Origin of the sequence: Limnohabitans sp. DCL3 (assembly GCF_048019295.1) — a bacterium.
Taxonomy (GTDB): Bacteria; Pseudomonadota; Gammaproteobacteria; order Burkholderiales; family Burkholderiaceae_C; genus Limnohabitans_A.
The window spans coordinates 784,258-806,289 of record NZ_CP171842.1; the positions used below are offsets into that span (position 1 = coordinate 784,258).

Genomic DNA, 22,032 nt, shown 5'->3' on the forward strand with positions numbered 1-22,032 from the left:
GAAAAAAACCATGTTGAAAGCCTACCGTGACCATGCTGCTGAGCGCGCAGCTTTGGGTATCCCGCCTCTGCCTTTGGATGCCAAGCAAACTGCGGAGTTGATCGAGTTGATCAAATCCCCCCCCGCTGGTGAAGAATCCTTTTTGATGGAGCTGATGACCCATCGCGTGCCGCCCGGTGTGGACGATGCGGCCAAAGTCAAAGCCTCTTTTTTGGCGGCTGTCGCACATGGCGAAATCACAGTGAGCTTGATTTCCAAGTCCAAAGCCACAGAGCTGTTGGGCACCATGGTGGGTGGCTACAACGTACACCCTCTGATCGAATTGCTCGACGATGCTGAAGTGGCCGCAGTGGCGGCAGACGCTTTGAAGAAAACACTGTTGATGTTTGACTTCTTCAACGACGTCGCTGAAAAAGCCAAGGCCGGCAATGCCAAGGCCCAAGAGGTCATGCAAAGCTGGGCCAATGCCGAGTGGTTTACCTCCCGTCCTGAAGTTGAGAAGAAAATTACCATCACCGTCTTCAAGGTGCCTGGCGAGACCAACACAGACGACTTGTCTCCAGCCCCTGACGCTTGGAGCCGGCCAGACATTCCATTGCACTACTTGGCGATGTTGAAAAACACGCGCGAAGGCGCACCCTTCAAGCCAGAAGAAGACGGTAAACGTGGCCCCATGGCCATGATTGAAGAACTGAAGAAAAAAGGCCATCTGGTGTCCTACGTGGGCGACGTGGTGGGCACAGGTTCTTCACGCAAGTCGGCCACCAACAGCATCATCTGGGGCTTCGGTGAAGACATCCCGTTTGTGCCCAACAAGCGTTTCGGCGGTGTGACCTTGGGCGGAAAGATTGCCCCCATCTTCTTCAACACCCAAGAAGACTCGGGCGCTTTGCCCATCGAAGTCGACGTGACCCAACTCCAAATGGGTGACGTGGTCGACGTGTTGCCCTACGACGGCAAGATCGTCAAGAACGGCGAAACCATCACCACTTTCCAACTCAAAAGCGATGTGCTGTTTGACGAAGTGCGCGCTGGTGGCCGTATCAACCTGATCATCGGTCGCAGTTTGACCGCCAAGGCCCGCGAGTTCTTGGGTCTGCCAGCTTCAACCGTGTTCCGTTTGCCCACAGCGCCCATCACCACCAAAGCTGGCTTTACTTTGGCCCAAAAGATGGTCGGTCGTGCGGTCGGTTTGCCAGAAGGCCAAGGCGTTCGCCCCGGCACTTATTGCGAACCGAAGATGACCACCGTGGGTTCACAAGACACCACCGGCCCCATGACCCGCGACGAGTTGAAAGACTTGGCTTGCCTGGGCTTCTCGGCTGACATGGTCATGCAATCGTTCTGCCACACCGCGGCTTACCCCAAGTCTGTGGACGTGAAAACCCACCGCGAACTGCCTGCTTTCATCAGCAACCGCGGTGGCGTGTCCCTGCGTCCCGGTGACGGCGTGATCCACAGCTGGCTCAACCGTTTGTTGTTGCCCGATACCGTGGGTACAGGTGGCGACTCACACACCCGTTTCCCTATCGGTATTTCTTTCCCAGCCGGCTCTGGTTTGGTGGCCTTCGGTGCCGCCACAGGCGTGATGCCTTTGGACATGCCGGAGTCCATCTTGGTTCGCTTCAAAGGCGAAATGCAACCCGGCGTGACCTTGCGCGACTTGGTGCATGCCATTCCTTTGTACGCGATCAAGCAAGGTTTGTTGACCGTGGCCAAGGCCGGCAAGATCAACGAATTCTCTGGCCGTATCTTGGAAATCGAAGGCTTGCCCAACCTCAAAGTGGAACAAGCGTTTGAATTGTCTGACGCATCGGCTGAGCGTTCGGCCGCAGGTTGCTCGATCAAACTCAACAAAGAGCCCGTCGAGGAATATCTGAAGTCCAACATCGTTTTGATGAAGAACATGATTGCCGACGGCTACGCCGACGCCCGCACATTGGCGCGTCGCATTGCCAAGGTTGAAGAATGGTTGGCTGCGCCGAGTCTCTTGGAAGCCGACAAAGACGCCGAGTATGCACACGTCATCGAGATCGATTTGGCCGACATCAAAGAGCCGATTGTTTGCTGCCCGAACGATCCAGATGACGCCAAGTTCTTGTCGGAAGTGTCCGGTACCCAAATTGATGAAGCCTTCATCGGGTCTTGCATGACCAACATCGGTCACTTCCGCGCGGCGGCCACTTTGTTGGGTGGTCAGCGTGACATCCCAGTCAAATTGTGGGTGGCTCCTCCCACCAAAATGGATGAGAGCGAGTTGATCAAAGAAGGCCATTACGCCGCTTTTGGCACCGCCGGTGCCCGCACGGAAATGCCCGGCTGCTCACTGTGCATGGGTAACCAAGCCCAAGTGCGCGAAGGCGCCACGGTGGTGTCGACTTCGACCCGCAACTTCCCCAACCGTTTGGGCAAGAACACCAACGTGTACTTGGCTTCTGCCGAGTTGGCCGCCATCACATCCAAGATGGGCAAGTTCCCCACGGTGGCCGAATACCACCAAGCCATGGGGGTGGTGAACAAGGATGGTGCAGCCATCTACAAGTACCTGAACTTCAACCAGATTGAAGAGTATGTGGAAACTGCCAAGGGCGTGACCGCCTGATCGCTGATGCGCTGTGCAGCCAGCCCCGTCGGTGAAAGCCGGCGGGGCTTTTTTGATATCCAAGGAATTTCTAAGCAATAACCCCTTACGAACCGTGGGCAATCAAGGACGTCGGGTTTAAGCTGTGCAGTACTGCTTAAGCTGGTCAAACACTTTCAGGAGTCACCTTGATTTTGAACCGTCGTCATTTTTTGGGTGCAGGTATGGCCGGTGCCAGTGCGCTCACCTTTTCTTCCGTTTGGTCGCAAAACACCCCTCAATTCGGTGCACCCGAATTGCCATCGGTCGGTTTCAGGCGCATGAAGCTGGGCACGATGGAGGTCATCGCCTTGAACGATGGTGCCGTTCGACGCCCTCTGGGGCAGGAGTTTGTGCCCGCCGTGCCGCTGGACCAGGTCAAGGCCTTGCTGGCCTCACAAAATCTGCCAACCGACTACATCGATGTGCCCTACACCCCGTTCTTGCTGATCAACGGCAACCAGCGCTATTTGTTTGACACCGGCTTTGCCGACAATGGCCCGCCCACCACCGGAAAGCTGCTGGCGAACTTGGCTGCTGCGGGTTTCAAGCCCGAAGACATCAACAACGTGGTGCTCAGCCATTTCCATGGCGACCACATCAACGGCTTGCGCTTCAAAAATGGCAACCTGGTTTATCCGAATGCCCGCGTGCATGTGCCCGCACCCGAGCACGCCTTCTGGACGGACGAAGCCCGCATCGCCGCCGCGCCTGCACAAATGCAAGGTGCTTTTGCCGGTGTCAAGCGTGCCCTCAATGGCTTGACTTCGGACCAATTGGTCAAGTTCGAGCCGGGCACCCAAGTGGCCCCAGGCATCGAGTCGGTCGCCGCCTTTGGCCACACCCCGGGCCACACCTTGTTCACGGTGCGCTCTGAGGGTCAGTCTTTTGCCTACGTGGCCGACATCACCAATGTGCCTTCCTTGTTTGCCCGCAACCCCGACTGGGCCGTGCTTTTTGACATGAACCCAGAACTGGCCCGTCAAACACGACGCAAGATCTTTGACATGCTGGTCAAAGAAAAAATGGTGGCCGGTGGTTTCCACTTTCCCTTCCCGGCTTTGGGTTCCATCACGCCCTCGGGCAATGGTTACCAGTTTGTGCCGATGGCCTGATCCACCTCAGCCGCAGCGCCCCAACCCAGCCCGCGCCCAGCAGCGCGGGCTTTTTTGTGCCCGTTTTGGACAGGGACAAACACAGCGCATGGCTAATATGTTTGCTGCGCCAAGCGAACAACCCACAGGCTGCATCACATGCCTTTTTTTCGGAGACCATGACATGAAATTCACCACCCTGGGCAAAAGCCCTCTGAAAGTGTCGCGCCTGTGCCTGGGCACCATGATGTTGGGTGACCAGACGCCGCTCGAAGACGCACGCGCCATCGTGGCCGATGCACAAGACAAGGGTTGCAACTTCATCGACACCGCCGACGTTTACACACTCGGAAAATCCGAAGAGATCGTGGGCGAGGTGCTCAAGGGGCAGCGCCACCGCTGGGTGCTGGCCAGCAAGGTGGGCAACGCCATGTCGGATCAGCCCAACCAGCAGGCTTATTCGCGCAGCTGGATGCTGCGGGCCTGCGAACACAGTCTGCGCCGTTTGGCCACCGACCACTTGGACATTTATTACCTGCACCGCGACTACAACGGCATGAACCTGGAAGAGCCCTTGCGGGCCATCGAAGCCTTGCTGCGCGACGGCAAGATCCGCTACTGGGGTGTCTCGAACTTCAGGGGCTGGCGCATCGCTGAAATGGTCCACATGGCCCGCCAGATGAACATGCCCGGTCCCGTGGTGTGTCAGCCTTATTACAACCTGCTCAACCGCTTGCCTGAGGTGGAAATCCTCGAAGCCTGCGGGCATTACGGCCTGGGTGTGGTGCCCTACAGCCCGATTGCGCGTGGCGTTCTGACCGGCAAATATGCACCCGGCCAGGCCCCTGCAGAGGGCAGCCGAGTTGCGCGGGGTGACAAGCGGATTTTAGAGACGGAGTTTCGCGAAGAGTCCTTGCAGATGGCGCAAACGCTGCGCCATCATTGCGAGGCCAAAGGCGTGTCGCTGGCGCACTTTGCCACCGCCTGGGTGTTGGCCAATCGCCATGTGAGCGCGGTCATTGCGGGACCCCGCACGCTGGCGCAGTGGCAAGACTACGCAGGCGCTTTGGAGGTGAGCATCACGGCCGAAGACGAAGCCCTGGTCAACAGCCTGGTGGCCCCCGGCCACCCGTCCACACCGGGTTACAACGATCCCTCTTACCCTTTGAATGGGCGCTGAGTCAAGTGGCCCGATGCGCCAGTTGGCTTCGGCGCAGCAGCGGGTTGAGGTGGCTTTGACAACGCCGCATCGGAATTTTCTTCAGTCCAGTGCTGGACTGAACTGATGGCTGAGCAGCGCCCTGTCATGCCTTCGCTGCCGAAGCAGGGTGGGTATCAAAATAGACGTGCGATCAAAGCCCCTTCGGCTGGGCCGTCCCATGGTATCCACACCTTGAGGGGGTTGCCAGAGGCGACCTCGATGGCTTGACCCGATTCGCTTTTCATTTCGGTCAGAGCCACCTTGCGGTTGCCACTGGGGTGGATCACCTCGATCGTGTCACCTACGGAAAATCGGTTTTTGGTCTCCACCAGCGCCCAGCCGTTGCCCACTTCACGCACGTCACCCACATACTGACTGCGGTGCCCGACCGAGTGGCCGGTTTCGTAGTTCTGGTAGTCCTGCGCGGGTCTGCGCTCCAGAAAGCCCGAGGTGTAGCCGCGCGAAGCCAAACCATCTAATTCGCTGATGAGTTCGGGGTTGAACGGGCGACCGGCCACCGCGTCGTCGATGGCGCGGCGGTAGACCTGCGCCGTGCGGCTCACGTAATACAGGCTTTTGGTGCGGCCTTCGATTTTCAGCGAGTCCACACCCATCTTGACCAGGCGCTCGATCAGCTCGACCGCCCGCAGGTCCTTGCTGTTCATGATGTAGGTGCCGTGCTGGTCTTCCATGATGGGCATGAGCGCACCGGGTCGGCCCGCTTCTTCCATCAGATAGACCTTGTCAGCGGCAGGGTGGCGTTGCCCGTCGCCGCAGGCTGAGAAGTTTTTCTCGGCGGCTTCTTGCTCTTGCGCGTAGCTGAAGTCGCCGTCCATGCGGCCAGGTTTGACCTCGCCCGAATCGGTCTCGTCGGTGGCTTCGTGCGTGCCATAACTCCAGCGGCAGGCGTTGGTGCAAGTGCCTTGGTTGGGGTCTCGGCGGTTGAAATAGCCCGACAGCAGGCAGCGGCCCGAGTAGGCGATGCACAGTGCGCCGTGCACAAAGACTTCGAGCTCCATGTCGGGGCATTCTTGGCGGATTTTTTCGATCTCGTCCAGACTCAATTCACGGCTCAAAATGATGCGTGCCACGCCCATTTTTTGCCAAAACTTCACCGCTGCCCAGTTGACGGTGTTGGCCTGCACCGACAGATGGATGGGCATCTCGGGCCATCTCTCACGCACCATCATGATCAGCCCCGGGTCCGCCATGATGAGCGCGTCGGGCCGCATGGCAATCACGGGCTCGATGTCGCGCAAATAAGTGCGCACTTTGTCGTTGTGCGGCAGCAAGTTGCTGGTGACAAAAAACTTTTTGCCCCGGGCTTGCGCCTCGGCAATGCCGATGCCGATCTGTTCGAGCTTGAATTCATTGTTGCGTGCCCGCAGGCTGTAGCGTGGCTGGCCCGCGTAGATGGCGTCCGCACCAAAGTCGAATGCGGCACGCATTTTGTCGAGCGAGCCAGCGGGCAATAAAAGTTCTGGAGGTTTGATCGTTGTCATGGACACCGATTGTCCAATGACCGATGTGTACTTTGCTCCGGGCACAATTGACCTATGACAATCAATGAGCGCAAACAGGTGGTGATTGCCGGCGGCGGTATTGGCGGCTTGGCCGCTGCCGTGGCATGTGTGCAGCGCGGCGTGCCGGTCCAGTTGCTCGAGCGCACAGCACAACTCAGCGAGGTGGGTGCAGGCATCCAAATCGGACCGAATGTGACGCGCATCTTGCAGCTCTGGGGCTTGGGTGCGGCGCTGGCGCAGGTGGCGGCGTTCCCTGGTCAGTTGCAGGCGCGCGATGCCCAAACCGGGCGCGTGCTGGGAACGCTGCCTTTGGGTGAGCGTGTGCAGTCGCGGTATGGCGCGCCTTACGCCACCATCCACCGGGCCGATTTGCAGGACTTGCTGCAGCGGGCAGCCTGCAGCGCTGGGGTGCAGTTGCGGCTGGGGCAGGCCGTGCAAGCCTGGTGCACCAACGGGGAGGCTTTGCAAGTGAAGACGGTGCAAGGCCTGAGTCTTCAGGCCAGCGCCCTCATCGGCGCTGATGGCGTGTGGAGTTCGGTACGCCAACAATTGTTGGGCGATGCTCCAGCACGCTTTACCGGGCACTTGGCTTACCGGGCGCTGGTGGCGCAGGCCGATTTGCCCGTGCACTTGCGCAGCGACCAGGTCACCGTGTGGTTGGGGCCGCGGCTGCATGTGGTGCATTACCCGGTGCGCAGTGGGCAGTGGCTCAATTTGGTCGCCATCGTGCACGGCGCCCAACCTGACCCAGATCAAGACTGGGACCAGGCCGCGCACACCCAGGCGTTGATGCAGGCCATGCGCGCGGTGGGCTGTGATTTGCACGAGCGTTTGTCATCGGTGCCCGCCTGGCGACAGTGGGCACTGCATGACCGAGCGCCCGTGAGTGGGGCCAGCGACATGGCGCAAGGCCGTGTGGCTTTGCTGGGCGATGCGGCACACCCCATGCGGCCGTATTTGGCGCAAGGCGCGGGCATGGCCATTGAAGACGCAGAAACCTTGGCGCAGTGCCTGACTGTGGGCAACGCGGCGGTGCCCGAGCAGCTGCAGGCTTATGCCGAAAAGCGCTGGGCACGCAACGCCCTTGTGCAAACCCGGGCGATTCGCAACGGCCAGATCTTCCACGCCACCGGCCCTATGGCCGTGGGGCGCAATCTCTCGATGCGGCTCATGGGCGAGCGGGTGATGGATTTGCCTTGGTTGTATGGTGGCGGGCCATGCGCTGTACATTCGGTGGGCTGATTTCAGCTGTTTCAAAACCATCCCCACTTTTTTGCATGTCATTAGCTCATCCCATCCATCGCTGTGGAACTCATTTGAAGCCCTGGATTGCCGCCGTTTTGGTTGTTGCTCTGAACGCCCTGGGCGCTGTCTCCACCGCCACGGCGCAAAGCACCGATTTGTCGGCCTGTATGGCCGAATTGCGCCCGGCTGCACGCAGCGGCAAAGTGAGCGACGCCACTTGGGCGCGTCACACGGCGGGGCTGCAGGCCGACTTCAGCGTCATCGACAAGCTGAACTTCCAGCCTGAATTTCGCACCGCCATATGGGATTACATGTCGGCTCTGGTGGATGAGGAGCGCGTGGCCGATGGCGCTGTGCGCTTGGCCCAATTCCGCCAAGCGCTGACACTTGCCGAAGCGCGCTTCGGTGTGGACCCGGCCACGGTGGTGGCGGTCTGGGGTGTGGAGAGCAATTTCGGCCAGACCTTGGGCCAATACCCTTTGGTACAAGCACTTGGAACGCTGTCGTGTCACGGTCGGCGTCAAGGTTTTTTCCGGGGCGAATTTTTCGCAGCGCTGCGCATTTTGCAAGCGGGTCACATTGCGCCCGAGCGTTTCGTGGGCTCTTGGGCGGGGGCCTTTGGCCACACCCAGTTCATGCCGAGCACCTTCGAGCGCCTGGCGGTGGACTTTGACGGCGACGGCCGCGCCGACCTGATGGACAGCAGCGTGGATGCGCTGGGCTCGACTGCCAATTTCCTGGCGCGTGCGGGTTGGCAAAGTGGCTTGCCTTGGGGGATCGAAGTCAAGCTGCCTGCAGGCATGTCCTTGGCAGGCGAGGGCCGCAGGACCAAGCGTCCGATGGCCGAGTGGATGGCACGTGGCGTGCGCCGGGTGGACGGCTCGGCCTTGCCCGCCAATTTGGGTTCGGTCGGATTGTTAACGCTGGCGGGGGCCAATGGCCCCGCCTTTTTGGTCACGCGCAACTTTGACGCGCTCTACAGCTACAACGCGGCTGAAAGTTATGGCCTGGCCATTGCCCACTTGAGCGACCGCCTGCGCGGCGGTGGCCCATTTGCCACGCCCTGGCCCACCGATGACGCGGGCCTGTCACGCGCCGAGCGGCGCGAGTTGCAAGGCCTGCTGATGATGCGCGGCCACGACATCGGCCCCATTGACGGCATGTTGGGCGACAAATCGCGCGAGGCGATCCGCGCCGAACAAAAGCGCTTAGGGCTGGACGCTAATGGCCGAGGTGGCCAGAAAATCCTCAAGGCTTTGCGCGGCGGGTGATTCACCCGGAGGGTGGGCTCAGACCTTGAGCGGGAGAGCCCTCAGCCGTTTGCCCGTCAAAGCAAACAGTGCATTGCCCACGGCCGGGGCCAGCGGCGGCACGGCCGGTTCGCCCACGCCCGCCGGGTGGCGGGTGCTGGGCACGATGTGGGTTTCCACAACCGGTGCTTGGCTGAGCGTGACCATGGGGTAGCTCGGAAAATTGCTTTGCTGCACCACGCCACCGACGATGTCGATTTGGCCGAACAGCGCAGCGCTCAGCGCATAGACCACGCTGCTTTGCATTTGCTGGGCCACGGTGTCTGGGTTGACCACGGTGCCGCAATCGATGGCACAGACCACGCGGTGCACACGGATCTGGCCTTGCCCCACCGAGACCTCCGCGACTTGCGCCACGATGGCGCCGAACGACTTGTGCAGCGCGATGCCCCGCGCACGGCCTGCGGGCAAAGCTTGGCCCCAGCCTGCTTGTTTGGCCGCCAACTGCAGCACGGCCGCATAACGTGGGGCGTCTTTCAACAAGTTCAGGCGAAAGGCCAGGGGGTCTTGTTGGGTGGCCACGGCCAGCTCGTCGATGAAACTTTCCGAGAAAAACGCGTTGTGCGAATGGCCCACCGAGCGCCAAAAACCCACGGGCACGCCCGACTTCGTGGCCACATGGCTCATGTGCTGGTTCAAAAAGCCGTAGGGCAAATCGAACAGGCCCTCCGATGTGGTTTTGTCGGGCATGTCGATGGGGCCCGACAAGTGGGGTGCGGCCCGCGCCATCCAGCGCGGGGTGATGGCGTCGCCCGCCGACTTGATGCGCAGGCTGCTGACTTGGCCTTGTGCGTCGATGGATGCCTGGAACTTGGCCAGGTGCATGGGGCGGTAAAAGTCGTGCGTCATGTCTTCTTCGCGCGACCAGACCAGCTGCACGGGCGCACCCTTGCAGGCCATGGCCACTTGCACGGCCTGGCCGACAAAGTCGACCTCCAGCCTGCGACCAAAACCGCCGCCCAGCAGCGTCACATGCACAGTAACTTGGTCTTCGTTGACGCCCGCCACTTTGGCGGCCATGGCACGCGCCATTTGCGGCACTTGCGTGGGCACCCAAACTTCGACCTTGCCGTCTTGGACTTGCGCCGTGCAGTTCATGGGCTCCATGGTGGCGTGGGCCAGGTAGGGCGCTTGGTAGAGCGCATCGATGCGGCTTGCGGCGGTTTGCTCGGCTTTGAGTGGCAGGCCTTGTTCGTGGAAGGTGAAGCCGCTTTCGGTGTTCAGAGCCTTGAGCAGATCGCCCTGGATGCGGGTGGTGTCTGCAGAACCTGTTGCACCCGCAGCAGCTTCGGGCCACTGCACTTTCACCGCTTGTGCGCCTTGGCGGGCTTGCCAAGTGGTCTTGGCCACCACGGCCAAACCTCCCGTGCCACCGCCCCAAGCGTCCACCGCCACCACTTGGCTGACGCCGGGCATGGCCAGCGCGGCTTGGGTGTCCATGGGGGCGGCTTGGCCGCCCAGCACCGGGTTCATGCGCATGGCTGCAAACAGCAGGCCGGGCAAGCGCACGTCCATGCCGAACTGCGCCTGGCCTGTGACTTTGGCAGGGATGTCGCTGCGTGCAGCGCTTTGGCCGATCAGCTTCCAGTCCGCGCGGGCTTTGGGGGTGATGTTGGCCGGGGTACTGCCCGCTGCGGCGGCACCCATTTGGCCGTAATGCGCCTTTTGACCCGAGGCGTGTTGCATCACACCCTCGCGCACGGTGATCTCGCTGGCGGACACTTTCCACGCAGCTGCTGCAGCTTGCACCAAGCTGGCGCGTGCGGTGGCGGCGGCCATGCGCAGCGGCTCCCACAGGTCGGCCACTGAAGATGACCCGCCCGTGGCGTTGAGGCCCAACTCGCGGGCGATTTTGCCCACCATCCATTCGGCCAGTTTGATCGAGGCAGGTTTCTGCCCTTCGCTGTCCAGCGGGTGAAAAGGCAGGCTGGCCACCAGCATGGCCACGTTGCCATAAATGCTGTCGGCCCCGGCTTGTTCCAAGCGCACGCGGGTGAGCGGCACATCCAGCTCTTCGGCCACCAGCATGGCCAGCGCGGTGTGCACGCCTTGGCCCATTTCGCTGCGCGGCATGGCCAGCACCACCGCGCCATCGGGGGCGATTTTGATCCAGCCGTTCAAGGCCACTTCACCTTGTGTGGGCAGCATCAATTCGGGCGAGCCCATGCGCGAGCGGGCGGGCATCGCACCCCAGCCCACGACCAATGCGCCGGTCGCGCCCAAGGCGCTCAAAATCCAGGTGCGGCGTTTCATGCGGCACCGCCTTTCTTCATGGCCGCCGCCGCCCGGTGGATGGCCACCCGCACGCGTTGGTAAGTGCCGCAGCGGCACAGGTTGGTCATGGCGGCGTCGATCTCGTCATCGCTGGGTGTGGGGTTTTTGTCGAGCAAGGCGGCCGCGGCCATCAACATGCCGCTTTGGCAGTAACCGCATTGCGGCACCTGCTCGTTGATCCAGGCCATTTGCAGGGGGTGGGGCTGGTCCAAGGTGCCCAAGGATTCGATGGTTTTGATCTTTAAATTTGCCACAGCCGATGTGGGCGTCACGCACGAGCGCACGGGCTGGCCGTCCACATGCACGGTGCAGGCCCCACAAGCGGCAATGCCGCAGCCGAATTTGGTGCCCGTCAAGTTCAGTTCATCGCGCAGCACCCACAGCAAGGGGGTGCTGGAGTCGGCGTTGGTGGAGCGGCTTTCGCCGTTGATGTTCAGTTCCAAAGTGTCTCTCCAAAGGTGGCACGGGTCATGTTAGTGCAAATGGAGGGTGAGGGTGAGTCACCTGAGGTTCTGTTGCAGGTGATGCTGTTCACAGTTGGGTGCGCAGCGTCCAAATTTCGGGGAAAAGCACGGTGTCGAGCATCTTGCGCAGGTAGCTCACGCCGCCTGTGCCACCGGTGCCCCGCTTGAAGCCGATCACGCGTTCCACCGTGGTGACGTGCCGAAAGCGCCACAAACGAAAAGCGTCTTCCAAGTCGGTCAGCTCTTCGCCCAGTTGGTACAGGTCCCAGTGCTGCTTGGGGTCACGGTAGACCTCGAGCCAGGCGATTTCGACCGCCTCGCTGGCAGGGTAGGGCTGGCGCCAGTCGCGTTGCGTGTGGTCCTCTGGCACGTTCAGACCACGCCGTTTCAAGAGGCGCAAGCATTCGTCGTAAAGCGAGGGTGCTTCGTAGGCCGCCTGCACGGTGGCTGAAAGGTCGGGGCGATGCGCATGAGGCTGCAGCATGGCGGCATTCTTGTTGCCCATCGAAAACTCGATGCAGCGGTATTGCCAGCTTTGAAAACCACTGGACTGCGCCAAGTAAGGGCGAATGGCGCTGTACTCAGGGGGGGTCATGGTGGCCAGCACATCCCAAGCATGGACGAGTTGTTCCATGATCTTGCTGACGCGGGCGAGTTTTTTGAATGCGTCGGGCAGTTCGTCGGTCGCGATGTGGTGGATGGCTGCTTGCAACTCGTGCAGCATCAACTTCATCCACAGCTCGCTGGTTTGGTGCTGCACGATGAACAGCATCTCGTTGTGGTCAGGCGAGAGCGGCTTTTGCGCATTCAGGATGGCGTCGAGCTGCAAGTAGTCGCCGTAGCTCATGCGACCGTCAAAGTCGAGCTGGGCTTTTTCATCGTGCACGATGCGCTCGCCTGTGGCATCGCTGCGCTGAGGGGCGGATGAGAAAGGGCAGGAACTCATGACAAGACTTTCAGGTCACGGCGTTCTTGTGTGCAAAGCGGGCGTCCTGCCACTCGCCACTTTGCATCACTTGGCACAGGTGCTCAGCGGCCTGCCACACGTCGGCATAGCCCACATACAGCGGTGTGAAACCAAAGCGCAGGATGTCAGCGTGCAGGCCGCCATCGCCCGCCCGGAAGTCGCCAATCACGCCGCGTGCGATCAAGGCCTGCACGATGGCGTAAGCGCCTTCGGCTCGGGTCAGGCTCACTTGAGAGCCGCGCAGGGTTTCTTCGGCCGGGGTGGCGATGCCAAAGCCGTGGCCGTGCAGGCGGGTGCGCACCAGTTGCATGAACAGGCCCGTGAGCGCCAGCGATTTTTGGCGCAGCGCGGCCATGCCGCCCAGCGGCTCTGCGGCCAGAAAAGCGTCGAGCCCGCAGTCAAGCGCGGTGAGGCTCAAGATCGGTTGAGTGCCGCACTGGTAGCGCGTGATGCCCTTGGCGGGCTGATAGTCGGGCGTGAAGGCAAAGGGTGCGGCGTGGCCCCACCAGCCGGCCAGGGGCTGCCAAAAGCGGTCGGTGTGCTGTGGGTGCACCCACACAAAAGCCGGTGCGCCGGGGCCACCATTGAGGTATTTGTAGCCACAGCCCACCGCAAAATCCGCCCCCGAGCCGTTCAAGTCGACGGGCACGGCACCGGCGCTGTGCGCCAAGTCCCACACCGTCAAAATACGTTGGGCGTGGGCCTGTGCGGTGAGGGCCTGCATGTCATGCATGGCCCCGGTGCGGTAGTTCACATGGGTGAGCATGAGCACGGCCACATCGGCTTGCAGCGCAGCCGCGATCTCATCGGCTTCGACCAGTTGCAGGGTGTAGCCACGCTCTTTGCACAAGGCCTCTGCGATGTACAGATCGGTTGGGAAATTGCTGCGCTCGCTGACGATTGTGGTTTTGTGCGGGTGGTCGGCCTTGGCGATGTACAACGCGGCGGCCAGCACTTTGAACAGGTTGATCGAGGTGCTGTCGGCGGCGATCACCTCGCCCGCTTGAGCGCCAATGACGCGGGCGATCTTGTCGCCCACGCGCTGGGGCAGGGTGAACCAGCCCGCGGTGTTCCAGCTTTGGATCAGGTCAGTGCCCCATTCGTGCGTGACAGCATGGGCCACTCGTGCCGGTGCGGTTTTGGGCAACACACCCAGCGAGTTGCCGTCCAGGTAAATCACGCCGGGTGGCAAATTAAATTGATCGCGCAGGCTGCGCAAGGGGTCTTGTAAATCCAACAGTTCGCAGTCTTGTAAAGTGGGGGTGAGGTTCATCATGGGTGTGTTGGACAAAGCGTGTTTCAAAGCTCGCGCAAGACTGCCCGCACGGGGCTGGCGTCGGCGCTCATGAGTTTCAGGGGCAGGGCGATCAGTTCGTAATCACCCTCGGGCACCTCATCAAGCACCAGGTTTTCCAGCACGCGCAGGTCGCACTGGCGGATGACTTGGTGGCTGGGCAAGGCTTTGCTGTCAGCCGGGTCGATGCTGGCGCTGTCGGTGCCGATCAGCCGCACCCCCAGGTCGGCCAGGTGCTGCACGCATGCGGGGTCAAAGCCAGTGAGTTGGGTGTCGAAGTGTTGGCTCGGGAACTGGCGGTAAGTGCGCACAAGTACCCTCTCGGGCAGATCGCGCAGTGACCGCTGAAGTTGGGCGATGGTGATCAATGGGCCTGCGTCCAAGACATGAATGACGCGGCAGCGGCCCAGAAAAGGCAGCAAGTCCATAGCGCCTACCGCCGCACCTTGCGGGTCGTAGTGCAGTGGGGCATCGGCATGTGCGCCCACATGCGGTGACAGGGTGATGGCGCTGACGTTGACGGGACAATTTTCAGACAGCTTGGCCGCCCATTCTTGGGTGTAGGGCGTGTCGCCCGGAAAAACCGGGCTTTGCCCATCGACAGGTGGGGAGATGTCCCAAAGTTTTTTCATGGTGAGCGAAGGTAGCATCTCACCAAAAACCATGGTGTCGGTTATTTCCAACACCCGTGAAATTCAGGCGTTCAACGCAGCCAGGCCGTGTCGGCGGCGGGCTTGTTCGCAGGCTGGACTGCCTTCTTCAAATTCGCGACAAGGCGAAGGGCGCCATTCGTAGATGCCGCAGATCGCTTTTTCGCCGGTTTTGCCGTAAAGCGCGGCACAGCGCGGTGGGCTGTGGTCTGTGCCGCGCATGCGGCAGGTGTGCTCGGTAATCGGCGAGGCCAACCCAGCGGGCACATCACCGCCGCCTTCTTCGTATTCGTACACGGAAAAGTCCACCCGAAAGCTCACGCAGCAAGCGCCGCAGGTGGTGCAGTTGGACATGCTCAGGCGTTCACACGACCCAACAGCAAAAATTCCATGAGGGCTTTTTGCACATGCATGCGGTTTTCGGCTTCGTCCCAGACCACCGACTGGGGTCCGTCGATGACTTCGGCGCTGACCTCTTCGCCCCGGTGCGCGGGCAGGCAGTGCATGAACAAGGCGTCGGGCTTGGCGACCTGCATCATGGCTTCGTCCACGCACCAGTTGGCAAAGGCTTTTTTGCGGGCCTCGTTTTCGGCCTCGTAACCCATGCTGGTCCACACATCGGTGGTGACCAGGTCGGCACCTCGGCAGGCTTCGAGTGGGTCGCTGAAGAGCTTGAAGTTGGCCTTGCCCTTGAGGGCCGCCACGCTTTCGTTGACTTCATAGCCGCTGGGGGTGCTCACATGCACCGTAAAGCCCAGCAACTCGGCCGCCTGCAGCCAGGTGTTGGCCATGTTGTTGCCATCACCCACCCAAGCCACTGTCTTGCCCTCAATAGAGCCCCGATGCTCGATGTAAGTGAAGATGTCAGCCAGGATCTGGCAAGGGTGGAACTCGTTGGTCAAGCCGTTGATCACGGGCACGCGCGAGTGCGAGGCAAAGCGCTCGATCTTGTCTTGACCGTAGGTGCGGATCATGACGATGTCGGTCATGCGGCTGATCACGCGGGCGCTGTCTTCGATGGGCTCGGCGCGGCCCAGCTGGCTGTCGCCCGTCGTCAGGTGCACCACCGAGCCGCCCAGCTGGTACATCCCGGCTTCAAAACTCACGCGTGTGCGGGTGCTGGCTTTTTCGAAAATCATGGCCAGTGTGCGGTCCGCCAGTGGGTGGTATTTTTCGTAGGCCTTGAACTTGCGCTTGATCTCTGCCGCACGTGCCAGGACATGCGCGTACTCATCGGCACTTAAATCCGAGAATTGCAGGTAATGCCGAACGGGCGCTGGGGCAGAGGCACTCATGGTTGTTCTGCCAAAAAGGTGGTGATCAAGGGGACCAAAATCGCCACGACTTCGTCGGCTTCAGCTTCGGTCATGATGAGCGGCGGCACCAATCGGATCACGCTGTCGGCCGTCACGCTCAGCAGCAGTCCAGCTTCTGCGGCACGGCTCCAGATCGGGCCACACGGCCGGTCCAGTTCAATGCCCAGCATCAGGCCCTGGCCGCGCACTTCTTTGACGCCTGCGATGCCGGTGAGTGCCTGATCGAGCGCACCGTGCAAATGTGTGCCCACTTTTGCAGCGTTGGACATGAGGCCGTCTTTTTCCATGATGCGGATGGTCTCGACCCCGGCGCGCATGGCCAAAGGGTTACCGCCGAAGGTGGTGCCGTGGTTGCCGGGCTGGAAGATGTGGGCTGCTTTGGGGCCAGCCACCACCGCACCGATCGGCACACCCGAACCCAGACCTTTGGCCAGCGGCATCACATCCGGCACGATGCCCGCCCACTGGTGGGCGAACCATTTACCGGTGCGGCCCATACCGCATTGCACTTCGTCGATCATCATCAGCCAGTCTTTTTGGTCGCACAGGGCGCGCACTTGCTGCAGGTATTCGATGCGCATCGGGTTGATGCCGCCTTCGCCTTGAATGGTCTCCATGAACACCGCCACCACATTGGGGTTGCCTTCGGTGGCTTTTTTCAGTGCCTCGATGTCGTTGACTGGCACACGCACAAAGCCTTCGAGCATGGGTCCAAAGCCTTTTTTCAGCTTTTCGTTGGCGGTGGCGCTCAGGGTGGCGATGCTGCGGCCGTGAAAGGCTTTTTCGTAGACCACGATTTCGGGCTTGTCGATGCCCTTGTCGTGCCCAAACTTGCGCGCCAACTTGATCGCCGCTTCATTGGCTTCCAGGCCCGTGCAGCAAAAAAACACATTGGTCATGCCCGACAGTTCGACCAATTTGGCCGCCAGCACTTCGGCGTTGGGCACGTGGAAGTAGTTGCAGCTGTGGATCATTTGGCTCAACTGGTCTTGCAGTGCAGGAACCAACTCGGGGTGGTTGTGGCCCAAGGTGTTCACCGCAATGCCGGCCAGCGCGTCCAAATAAGACTTGCCATTGACGTCCCAGACTCGGCAACCCTGGCCATGGCTGAGTGCAATCGGCAGTCGGCCATAGGTGTTCATGGTGTGCGGTGAGGCGGCTTCAACGAAAGCGGACATGCGTGAACTCCTGAAATAAAAATCGGCCCATGTTGGAGGGCCGGCAGAATATTATTTTAGAGGCTTTGTGTGACGCTTGGCTGTCATCCGTCACAAGTCTGAAGTCTTATATAAGATACAATTCCAGCACAACGAAAGCAGCGGCGATCCCGGTGCGTTTCGCACCCACTCCAACACCTCTATCCGATGGTCTCCAACACAGCCAAAGAAGTCTTTATTCAGGGCATCACCCAGGACGGAAAGACTTTCAGGCCCAGCGACTGGGCAGAGCGCTTGGCAGGTGTCATGAGCCCATTTCGTCCAGGTGGTGCTGTGCCAGGCAGTCACCTGAGCTATTCGCCTTGGTGTATTCCAACCACCATGGGCGATGTGAAATGTGTGGTGGTTCACAAAGACCTTCGTGATCACGATGTCATGGCTTGGGACTTCGTGATGAATTTTGCCCGCGACAATGGCCTGCAGGTGGTCGAGGCCTGTTTGCTGCCCGACCCACCGCCCAAAAAATAAGAACCAAAAGACCGACCGTCATAGGGCGGTTTTTTGTTGCTGGCGGGATTTGATTCAGAAGATTGCAATGCGCCTCGCTGGGTTGGGGCCATCGCCGGGTGACGATTTCTGCGAGCGAAGCGAGTCATGAGGAGCCCGGCGATGGCCCCAACTCGGCCTCTGAAAAGTCCCAATTCAGCCTCTGCCAATCTGCCAAAAAGACATGAAAAAACCGCCGTTGGTTTGCACCAAGGCGGTTCAGTGTTCGCGGACAGCGCACCCGTTTCAAACGGCAGCGAGGACTGAGCCTCGCCGGGCTGTTGATCTGAGTGAGCGGATCAGGCTGTTGCGAGGGCCAAAGTCTTGACTTTGGCGCTCAGGCGGCTCTTGTCACGAGCTGCTTTGTTTTTGTGGAAGATGCCTTTGTCGGCAATGATGTCCACCACGGTCTGCATTTTGGCAAACAACTCTGTGGCTTTGGTCTTATCGCCTGCAGCAACGGCTTTTTCGACGTTTTTCACAGCAGTGCGGTATTTGGAACGCAGCGAAGAATTTGCAGCATTGATTTTGACGTCCTGACGGACGCGTTTACGGCCGGAAGCAAGACGGGGGTTTTTCTTTTTGGGTTTAGCGGATGCCATATGTAAAGTCTTTCAGTGTCTGAGGATGATGTCCAGCGAACCCAGCATTCTAGCAGAGCTGGGAACCCTGTTTGAACACTTCGGCAGCGCTTCGCGCGAGGTACTGGCGTGGCCTGTCAGGCGCGTGGATGTTGACGGAGCGCTGTGGCCGCTACACTCGCCCACTGTGAGCCTCCTTCGATCAGCCTCTGTCGTGTCGATTTTTACCCTGGCCTCCCGGGTCACGGGTTTGGTGCGCGAGCTGCTGATCGCCTCTCTGTTCGGGGCCAGTGCTTTGACCGATGCCTTCAATGTGGCTTTTCGCATTCCTAACCTTTTTCGGCGCTTGTTTGCCGAAGGTGCGTTCAGCCAGGCGTTTGTGCCGGTGCTGGCGGCCAGTCGTGCCCAACATGGCGAGGAGGCGACCAAACAGGTGATTGACAGCGTGGCCACGGCTTTGGCTTGGTCGGTGCTGGCCTTGTCTGTCTTGGGGGTGTTGGCTTCACCCTGGTTGGTTTGGGCGCTGGCCAGTGGTCTGCAGCAAGAGGCCCGGGGTTACAACGCAGCCGTCCACATGACGCGTTGGATGTTTCCCTACATCGCCTTCATGTCCATGGTGGCTTTGTCCGCCGGTATTTTGAACACTTGGAAACGTTTTGCTGTCCCAGCAGCCACGCCTGTGCTGCTCAATGTCAGTGTGATCGCGGCAGCTTGGCTGCTGGCACCGTGGCTCAGTCGCCATGGGTTCGAGTCCATTTATGCGCTGCCCGTTGGCGTGATGTTGGGCGGATTTTTGCAATTGGCAGTTCAGATACCTGCTCTGGCCAGATTGGGTTTGTTGCCCCGCATCGGGCTTGGGCCGTCTGCCATCCAAAAGGCTTGGACCAACCCCGCCACCTTGCATATCTTGCGCTTGATGGGGCCTGCTCTGCTGGGCGTGGGTGTTGCCCAAATTTCCTTGCTCATTAACACGCAGATCGCTTCGCATTTGGCCCCTGGCAGCGTGAGTTGGCTCACTTATGCGGACCGTCTGATGGAGTTCCCAACGGCCATTTTGGGTGTGGCGTTGGGGGTCGTCCTGATGCCGCAATTGGCTGCAGCCAAAGCCACAGGCGACAGCGAACGCTATGCCGCCATGCTCGATTGGGGCTTGCGTCTGGTGTTGCTGCTGGCGTTGCCATGTGCCGCTGCTTTGCTGGTGTTCTCACAACCACTGGTGTCTGTTCTCTACCATTACGGCGCGTTCACTGACCGGGATGTGCAGCAAACCACGTTGGCCCTGACGGGCTACGGCGTGGGCTTGCTGGGCTTGGTGGCCATCAAAGTGCTGGCGCCGGGCTACTACGCCAGCCAAGATGTCCGCACGCCTGTGCGGATCGCGGTGGTGGTGTTGGTGCTCACCCAAATCTTCAACGTGTTGTTGGTGCCTTATTGGGCCCATGCTGGCTTGGCCTTGTCGATAGGTTTGGGTGCTTTGGTCAATGCCCTGTGGTTGTTGCTGGGCTTGTTGCGTCGAGGTACCTACAAACCCCAGCCCGGCTGGTGGCGCTTTGGCTTGCGAGTTCTGCTGGCCACGGGTTTTTTGACCGGCTTGCTGTGGTTGGCTGCCAACCAGCTGAATTGGGTGGCCATGCGCCAAGAGGCCTGGCTGCGTATCGGTTGGATGGTGAGCGTTTTGCTCTGCTCGGCCATCCTTTATTTCGGGGTCTTGTGGGCCACGGGCTTGCGACTCAAAGCCTTTCTCAAACCCTGAGTGGTGTCCGCAATACGCATGCTGTTGAATTTGTCATCGCCCACGCCGCTCAGTTACTTTGCCAGCCTCGTGCAAAGTGATGAACATTTTCCGTTGCTGGAGGCCGCTGCCAGCTTGGCGCAAGACGAAGAACCCAGCGTGGATGTGCAGCATGTGTTGGATGATGTCGCGCGTTTGTTGCGCCGGGTTCAAGCGCGCCTGCCCGAAAAGGCCGATGACCTGACCCAACTGGCGATTTTGACCCAGGTCTTTTACCGTGATCTGGGTTTTGGTGCCAACGCCAACGATTACTACGCCCCAGAAAACAGTTACTTGAATGAAGTCCTGCGCACACGCCGAGGCATCCCGATTTCTTTGGCGGTGATTTGGCTTGAATTGGCGCAGGCCCTGGGCCTGCATGCACAGGGTATTTCTTTCCCCGGTCACTTCCTGGTCAAGGTGGCCCTGAAGGATGGCTTGGTGGTATTGGACCCGCTCACGGGGGAGTCTTTGGGGTTGAACACCTTGTCGGACAGATTGAGCCCCTTTCGAGCGCCTGCGGACCAGACGGCAGCCGCCGATTTGGACGAAGGGGAAACCCCTTTGGGTCTGTATTTGCAAGCTTGTCCACCCCGCGAGGTCCTGGCCCGAATGCTGCGGAATTTGAAAGAAATTTTTCGAGCGCAAGAGGATTGGCCGCGCATGCTGCAGGTGCTCGACCGACTGGTGGTCTTGTTGCCAGAGGTCTGGACGGAAAGGCGGGATCGGGGCCTGGTGCACGCCGAATTGGGACATGTGCATGAAGCGTTGAGCGATTTGCGCGTTTATCTTCAAGCCGAACCTACTGCGCCAGACAACGTGGCACTGAGAAACCGGGTGTCTGAACTTTCTGCCCTTTGAGGCCATGCCCAGGCTGGGCATGGCTGAAAGTTGTAGAGGCTGGCGGCTGGTTGGGCCAGCGCATTTGTCCTTTACGCCACAACCACCTGCGCGCCTTCGCCTTGCGCAACAATGCGACCGATGGTGTAGACCTGCTCACCGGCATTGCGCAAGGTCGCTGCGCAGCTTTCGGCCTCGGCAGCGTCTACCACCACCACCATGCCGATGCCGTTGTTGAAGGTGCGGTTCATTTCGTTGTCGTCAATGCCTGCAGTTTGCTGCAGCCAAGCAAAAAGTTCAGTCTGGGGCCAGCTGCCCTTGCTCAGGTGGGCGGCTAAGCCATCGGGCAGGACGCGGGGAATGTTTTCAAGCAAGCCTCCCCCGGTGATGTGTGCCAAGGCCTTGATGCCAGAGTTTTCTTCCGTGTTAGGGTGCTGGGCCAGGGCCGCCAGCACATTCAACACATACAGTCGGGTAGGCTCCATCAAGGCTTGCTTGAAGGGCTTGCCATCGAGCGTGACAGGGGCGTTATCACTTGCGCGTTCGATGCATTTGCGCACCAGACTGAAACCGTTGGAGTGCACGCCGCTCGAAGCCAGGCCCAGCACCACGTCGCCAGCTTTCACGTTCTGACCGGTGAGAATTTTGGACTTTTCGACCGCACCAACCGCAAAACCCGCCAAATCGTATTCACCAGCAGGGTACATGCCAGGCATCTCGGCCGTTTCACCGCCGATCAGGGCGCAGCCCGACAACTCGCAGCCTTTGGCAATGCCGCCCACCACAGCCGCGGCCGTGTCCACGTCCAGCTTGCCACATGCAAAGTAGTCGAGAAAGAAAAGAGGCTCAGCGCCTTGCACCAGCACGTCGTTCACGCTCATGGCCACCAAGTCGATGCCCACGGTGTCATGCATTTGCCATTCAAAAGCCAGTTTGAGTTTGGTGCCTACGCCGTCCGTGCCACTGACCAGCACGGGTTCTTTGTAACGTTTGGGCACTTCAAACAGCGCGCCAAAACCGCCTATGCCAGCCAGCACGCCTTCGCGCATGGTTTTTTTGGCCAGGGGTTTGATGCGCTCGACCAGGGCATCGCCTGCAACGATGTCGACGCCGGCGTCTTTGTAGGAAAGAGGGGTTTGGGTCATGGTTTGGGCCCGAATGGGGCTTGTGAATGGGGAG

General features: G+C 60.2%; 19 protein-coding genes. 8 read left to right on the forward strand and 11 right to left on the reverse strand.

Going from position 1 to position 22,032, the window contains the following annotated elements:
- Positions 1 to 10: 10 nt before the first annotated feature.
- The 3 genes from acnB to ACHEXK_RS03510 all read left to right on the forward strand — a co-directional run bounded on the left by acnB (position 11) and on the right by ACHEXK_RS03510 (position 4,894).
- On the forward strand, positions 11 to 2,602 hold the full coding sequence (gene acnB / locus ACHEXK_RS03500; protein ID WP_416547986.1) for a bifunctional aconitate hydratase 2/2-methylisocitrate dehydratase: 2,592 nt from the start codon (positions 11 to 13) through the stop codon (positions 2,600 to 2,602).
- A 167-nt stretch (positions 2,603 to 2,769) separates the two neighbouring features.
- The gene (locus tag ACHEXK_RS03505) at positions 2,770 to 3,735 is read left to right on the forward strand and encodes an MBL fold metallo-hydrolase (RefSeq protein ID WP_416547987.1); all 966 of its coding nucleotides are present in this window, start codon (positions 2,770 to 2,772) and stop codon (positions 3,733 to 3,735) included.
- A gap of 163 nt (positions 3,736 to 3,898) precedes the next feature.
- Positions 3,899 to 4,894: an aldo/keto reductase gene (locus tag ACHEXK_RS03510; RefSeq protein WP_416547988.1), complete on the forward strand. Its 996-nt coding sequence runs from the start codon at positions 3,899 to 3,901 to the stop codon at positions 4,892 to 4,894.
- Between the two features lie 155 nt (positions 4,895 to 5,049).
- Here ACHEXK_RS03510 and yegQ read toward each other — a convergent pair whose 3' ends face one another.
- Positions 5,050 to 6,417 carry a tRNA 5-hydroxyuridine modification protein YegQ gene (yegQ, locus tag ACHEXK_RS03515; RefSeq protein WP_416547989.1) on the reverse strand — a complete coding sequence of 456 codons (1,368 nt, stop codon included), beginning with the start codon at positions 6,415 to 6,417 and terminating at the stop codon, positions 5,050 to 5,052.
- A gap of 54 nt (positions 6,418 to 6,471) precedes the next feature.
- Here yegQ and ACHEXK_RS03520 point away from each other — a divergent pair, with 54 nt between their 5' ends.
- Together ACHEXK_RS03520 and ACHEXK_RS03525 are read left to right on the forward strand one after the other, a co-directional pair.
- Complete coding sequence (locus ACHEXK_RS03520) at positions 6,472 to 7,680, forward strand: FAD-dependent monooxygenase (RefSeq protein ID WP_416547990.1); 1,209 nt, start codon at positions 6,472 to 6,474, stop codon at positions 7,678 to 7,680.
- 35 nt (positions 7,681 to 7,715) lie between these two features.
- Positions 7,716 to 8,954, forward strand: a complete 1,239-nt coding sequence (locus ACHEXK_RS03525; protein WP_416547991.1) for a lytic murein transglycosylase — start codon at positions 7,716 to 7,718, stop codon at positions 8,952 to 8,954.
- 18 nt (positions 8,955 to 8,972) lie between these two features.
- On the opposite strand, the gene ACHEXK_RS03530 is transcribed toward ACHEXK_RS03525, so the two are convergent.
- From ACHEXK_RS03530 to ACHEXK_RS03565, 8 genes are all read right to left on the reverse strand, one after another.
- Positions 8,973 to 11,246 carry a molybdopterin cofactor-binding domain-containing protein gene (locus ACHEXK_RS03530; RefSeq protein ID WP_416547992.1) on the reverse strand — a complete coding sequence of 758 codons (2,274 nt, stop codon included), beginning with the start codon at positions 11,244 to 11,246 and terminating at the stop codon, positions 8,973 to 8,975.
- On the reverse strand, positions 11,243 to 11,710 hold the full coding sequence (locus tag ACHEXK_RS03535; RefSeq protein ID WP_416547993.1) for a (2Fe-2S)-binding protein: 468 nt from the start codon (positions 11,708 to 11,710) through the stop codon (positions 11,243 to 11,245). Before ACHEXK_RS03535 ends, ACHEXK_RS03530 begins: the two co-directional genes overlap by 4 nt.
- Before the next feature lie 88 nt (positions 11,711 to 11,798).
- Positions 11,799 to 12,677 (reverse strand): tryptophan 2,3-dioxygenase, encoded by an 879-nt coding sequence (gene kynA / locus ACHEXK_RS03540; protein WP_416547994.1) that lies wholly within the window; start codon positions 12,675 to 12,677, stop codon positions 11,799 to 11,801.
- Between the two features lie 10 nt (positions 12,678 to 12,687).
- Positions 12,688 to 13,974, reverse strand: coding sequence for a kynureninase (kynU, locus tag ACHEXK_RS03545; protein WP_416547995.1), 1,287 nt, complete (start codon positions 13,972 to 13,974; stop codon positions 12,688 to 12,690).
- A 23-nt stretch (positions 13,975 to 13,997) separates the two neighbouring features.
- Positions 13,998 to 14,624 carry an arylformamidase gene (gene kynB / locus ACHEXK_RS03550; protein ID WP_416547996.1) on the reverse strand — a complete coding sequence of 209 codons (627 nt, stop codon included), beginning with the start codon at positions 14,622 to 14,624 and terminating at the stop codon, positions 13,998 to 14,000.
- 63 nt (positions 14,625 to 14,687) lie between these two features.
- Positions 14,688 to 14,996 (reverse strand): YkgJ family cysteine cluster protein, encoded by a 309-nt coding sequence (locus ACHEXK_RS03555; protein ID WP_416547997.1) that lies wholly within the window; start codon positions 14,994 to 14,996, stop codon positions 14,688 to 14,690.
- Between the two features lie 2 nt (positions 14,997 to 14,998).
- Positions 14,999 to 15,937, reverse strand: a complete 939-nt coding sequence (gene argF, locus ACHEXK_RS03560; RefSeq protein WP_416547998.1) for an ornithine carbamoyltransferase — start codon at positions 15,935 to 15,937, stop codon at positions 14,999 to 15,001.
- On the reverse strand, positions 15,934 to 17,136 hold the full coding sequence (locus tag ACHEXK_RS03565) for an aspartate aminotransferase family protein (RefSeq protein ID WP_416547999.1): 1,203 nt from the start codon (positions 17,134 to 17,136) through the stop codon (positions 15,934 to 15,936). Before ACHEXK_RS03565 ends, argF begins: the two co-directional genes overlap by 4 nt.
- Before the next feature lie 186 nt (positions 17,137 to 17,322).
- Here ACHEXK_RS03565 and ACHEXK_RS03570 point away from each other — a divergent pair, with 186 nt between their 5' ends.
- Positions 17,323 to 17,643, forward strand: a complete 321-nt coding sequence (locus ACHEXK_RS03570) for a DUF3579 domain-containing protein (RefSeq protein ID WP_416548000.1) — start codon at positions 17,323 to 17,325, stop codon at positions 17,641 to 17,643.
- A 317-nt stretch (positions 17,644 to 17,960) separates the two neighbouring features.
- On the opposite strand, the gene rpsT is transcribed toward ACHEXK_RS03570, so the two are convergent.
- Positions 17,961 to 18,263: a 30S ribosomal protein S20 gene (rpsT, locus tag ACHEXK_RS03575; RefSeq protein WP_416548001.1), complete on the reverse strand. Its 303-nt coding sequence runs from the start codon at positions 18,261 to 18,263 to the stop codon at positions 17,961 to 17,963.
- Positions 18,264 to 18,429: 166 nt separating this feature from the next.
- On the opposite strand from rpsT, the gene murJ reads away from it, so the two are divergent.
- Positions 18,430 to 19,995, forward strand: coding sequence for a murein biosynthesis integral membrane protein MurJ (gene murJ, locus ACHEXK_RS03580; RefSeq protein ID WP_416548002.1), 1,566 nt, complete (start codon positions 18,430 to 18,432; stop codon positions 19,993 to 19,995).
- A gap of 18 nt (positions 19,996 to 20,013) precedes the next feature.
- The gene (locus tag ACHEXK_RS03585) at positions 20,014 to 20,874 is read left to right on the forward strand and encodes a SirB1 family protein (protein WP_416548003.1); all 861 of its coding nucleotides are present in this window, start codon (positions 20,014 to 20,016) and stop codon (positions 20,872 to 20,874) included.
- A gap of 71 nt (positions 20,875 to 20,945) precedes the next feature.
- Here ACHEXK_RS03585 and purM read toward each other — a convergent pair whose 3' ends face one another.
- A complete protein-coding gene (gene purM, locus ACHEXK_RS03590; protein ID WP_416548004.1) occupies positions 20,946 to 21,998 on the reverse strand; it encodes a phosphoribosylformylglycinamidine cyclo-ligase in 1,053 nt (350 codons plus the stop codon).
- Between the last annotated feature and the right edge of the window lie 34 nt (positions 21,999 to 22,032).

Bases quoted from the DNA above. Each gene is read 5' to 3' on its own strand.
- acnB (WP_416547986.1), top strand. From the start codon at position 11: ATGTTGAAAGCCTACCGTGACCATGCTGCTGAGCGCGCAGCTTTGGGT.
- ACHEXK_RS03510 (WP_416547988.1), top strand. From the start codon at position 3,899: ATGAAATTCACCACCCTGGGCAAAAGCCCTCTGAAAGTGTCGCGCCTG.
- yegQ (WP_416547989.1), bottom strand. From the start codon at position 6,417: ATGACAACGATCAAACCTCCAGAACTTTTATTGCCCGCTGGCTCGCTC.
- ACHEXK_RS03520 (WP_416547990.1), top strand. From the start codon at position 6,472: ATGACAATCAATGAGCGCAAACAGGTGGTGATTGCCGGCGGCGGTATT.
- ACHEXK_RS03525 (WP_416547991.1), top strand. From the start codon at position 7,716: ATGTCATTAGCTCATCCCATCCATCGCTGTGGAACTCATTTGAAGCCC.
- ACHEXK_RS03530 (WP_416547992.1), bottom strand. From the start codon at position 11,246: ATGAAACGCCGCACCTGGATTTTGAGCGCCTTGGGCGCGACCGGCGCA.
- kynA (WP_416547994.1), bottom strand. From the start codon at position 12,677: ATGAGTTCCTGCCCTTTCTCATCCGCCCCTCAGCGCAGCGATGCCACA.
- kynU (WP_416547995.1), bottom strand. From the start codon at position 13,974: ATGATGAACCTCACCCCCACTTTACAAGACTGCGAACTGTTGGATTTA.
- kynB (WP_416547996.1), bottom strand. From the start codon at position 14,624: ATGAAAAAACTTTGGGACATCTCCCCACCTGTCGATGGGCAAAGCCCG.
- ACHEXK_RS03555 (WP_416547997.1), bottom strand. From the start codon at position 14,996: ATGTCCAACTGCACCACCTGCGGCGCTTGCTGCGTGAGCTTTCGGGTG.
- argF (WP_416547998.1), bottom strand. From the start codon at position 15,937: ATGAGTGCCTCTGCCCCAGCGCCCGTTCGGCATTACCTGCAATTCTCG.
- ACHEXK_RS03565 (WP_416547999.1), bottom strand. From the start codon at position 17,136: ATGTCCGCTTTCGTTGAAGCCGCCTCACCGCACACCATGAACACCTAT.
- ACHEXK_RS03570 (WP_416548000.1), top strand. From the start codon at position 17,323: ATGGTCTCCAACACAGCCAAAGAAGTCTTTATTCAGGGCATCACCCAG.
- rpsT (WP_416548001.1), bottom strand. From the start codon at position 18,263: ATGGCATCCGCTAAACCCAAAAAGAAAAACCCCCGTCTTGCTTCCGGC.
- ACHEXK_RS03585 (WP_416548003.1), top strand. From the start codon at position 20,014: ATGCTGTTGAATTTGTCATCGCCCACGCCGCTCAGTTACTTTGCCAGC.
- purM (WP_416548004.1), bottom strand. From the start codon at position 21,998: ATGACCCAAACCCCTCTTTCCTACAAAGACGCCGGCGTCGACATCGTT.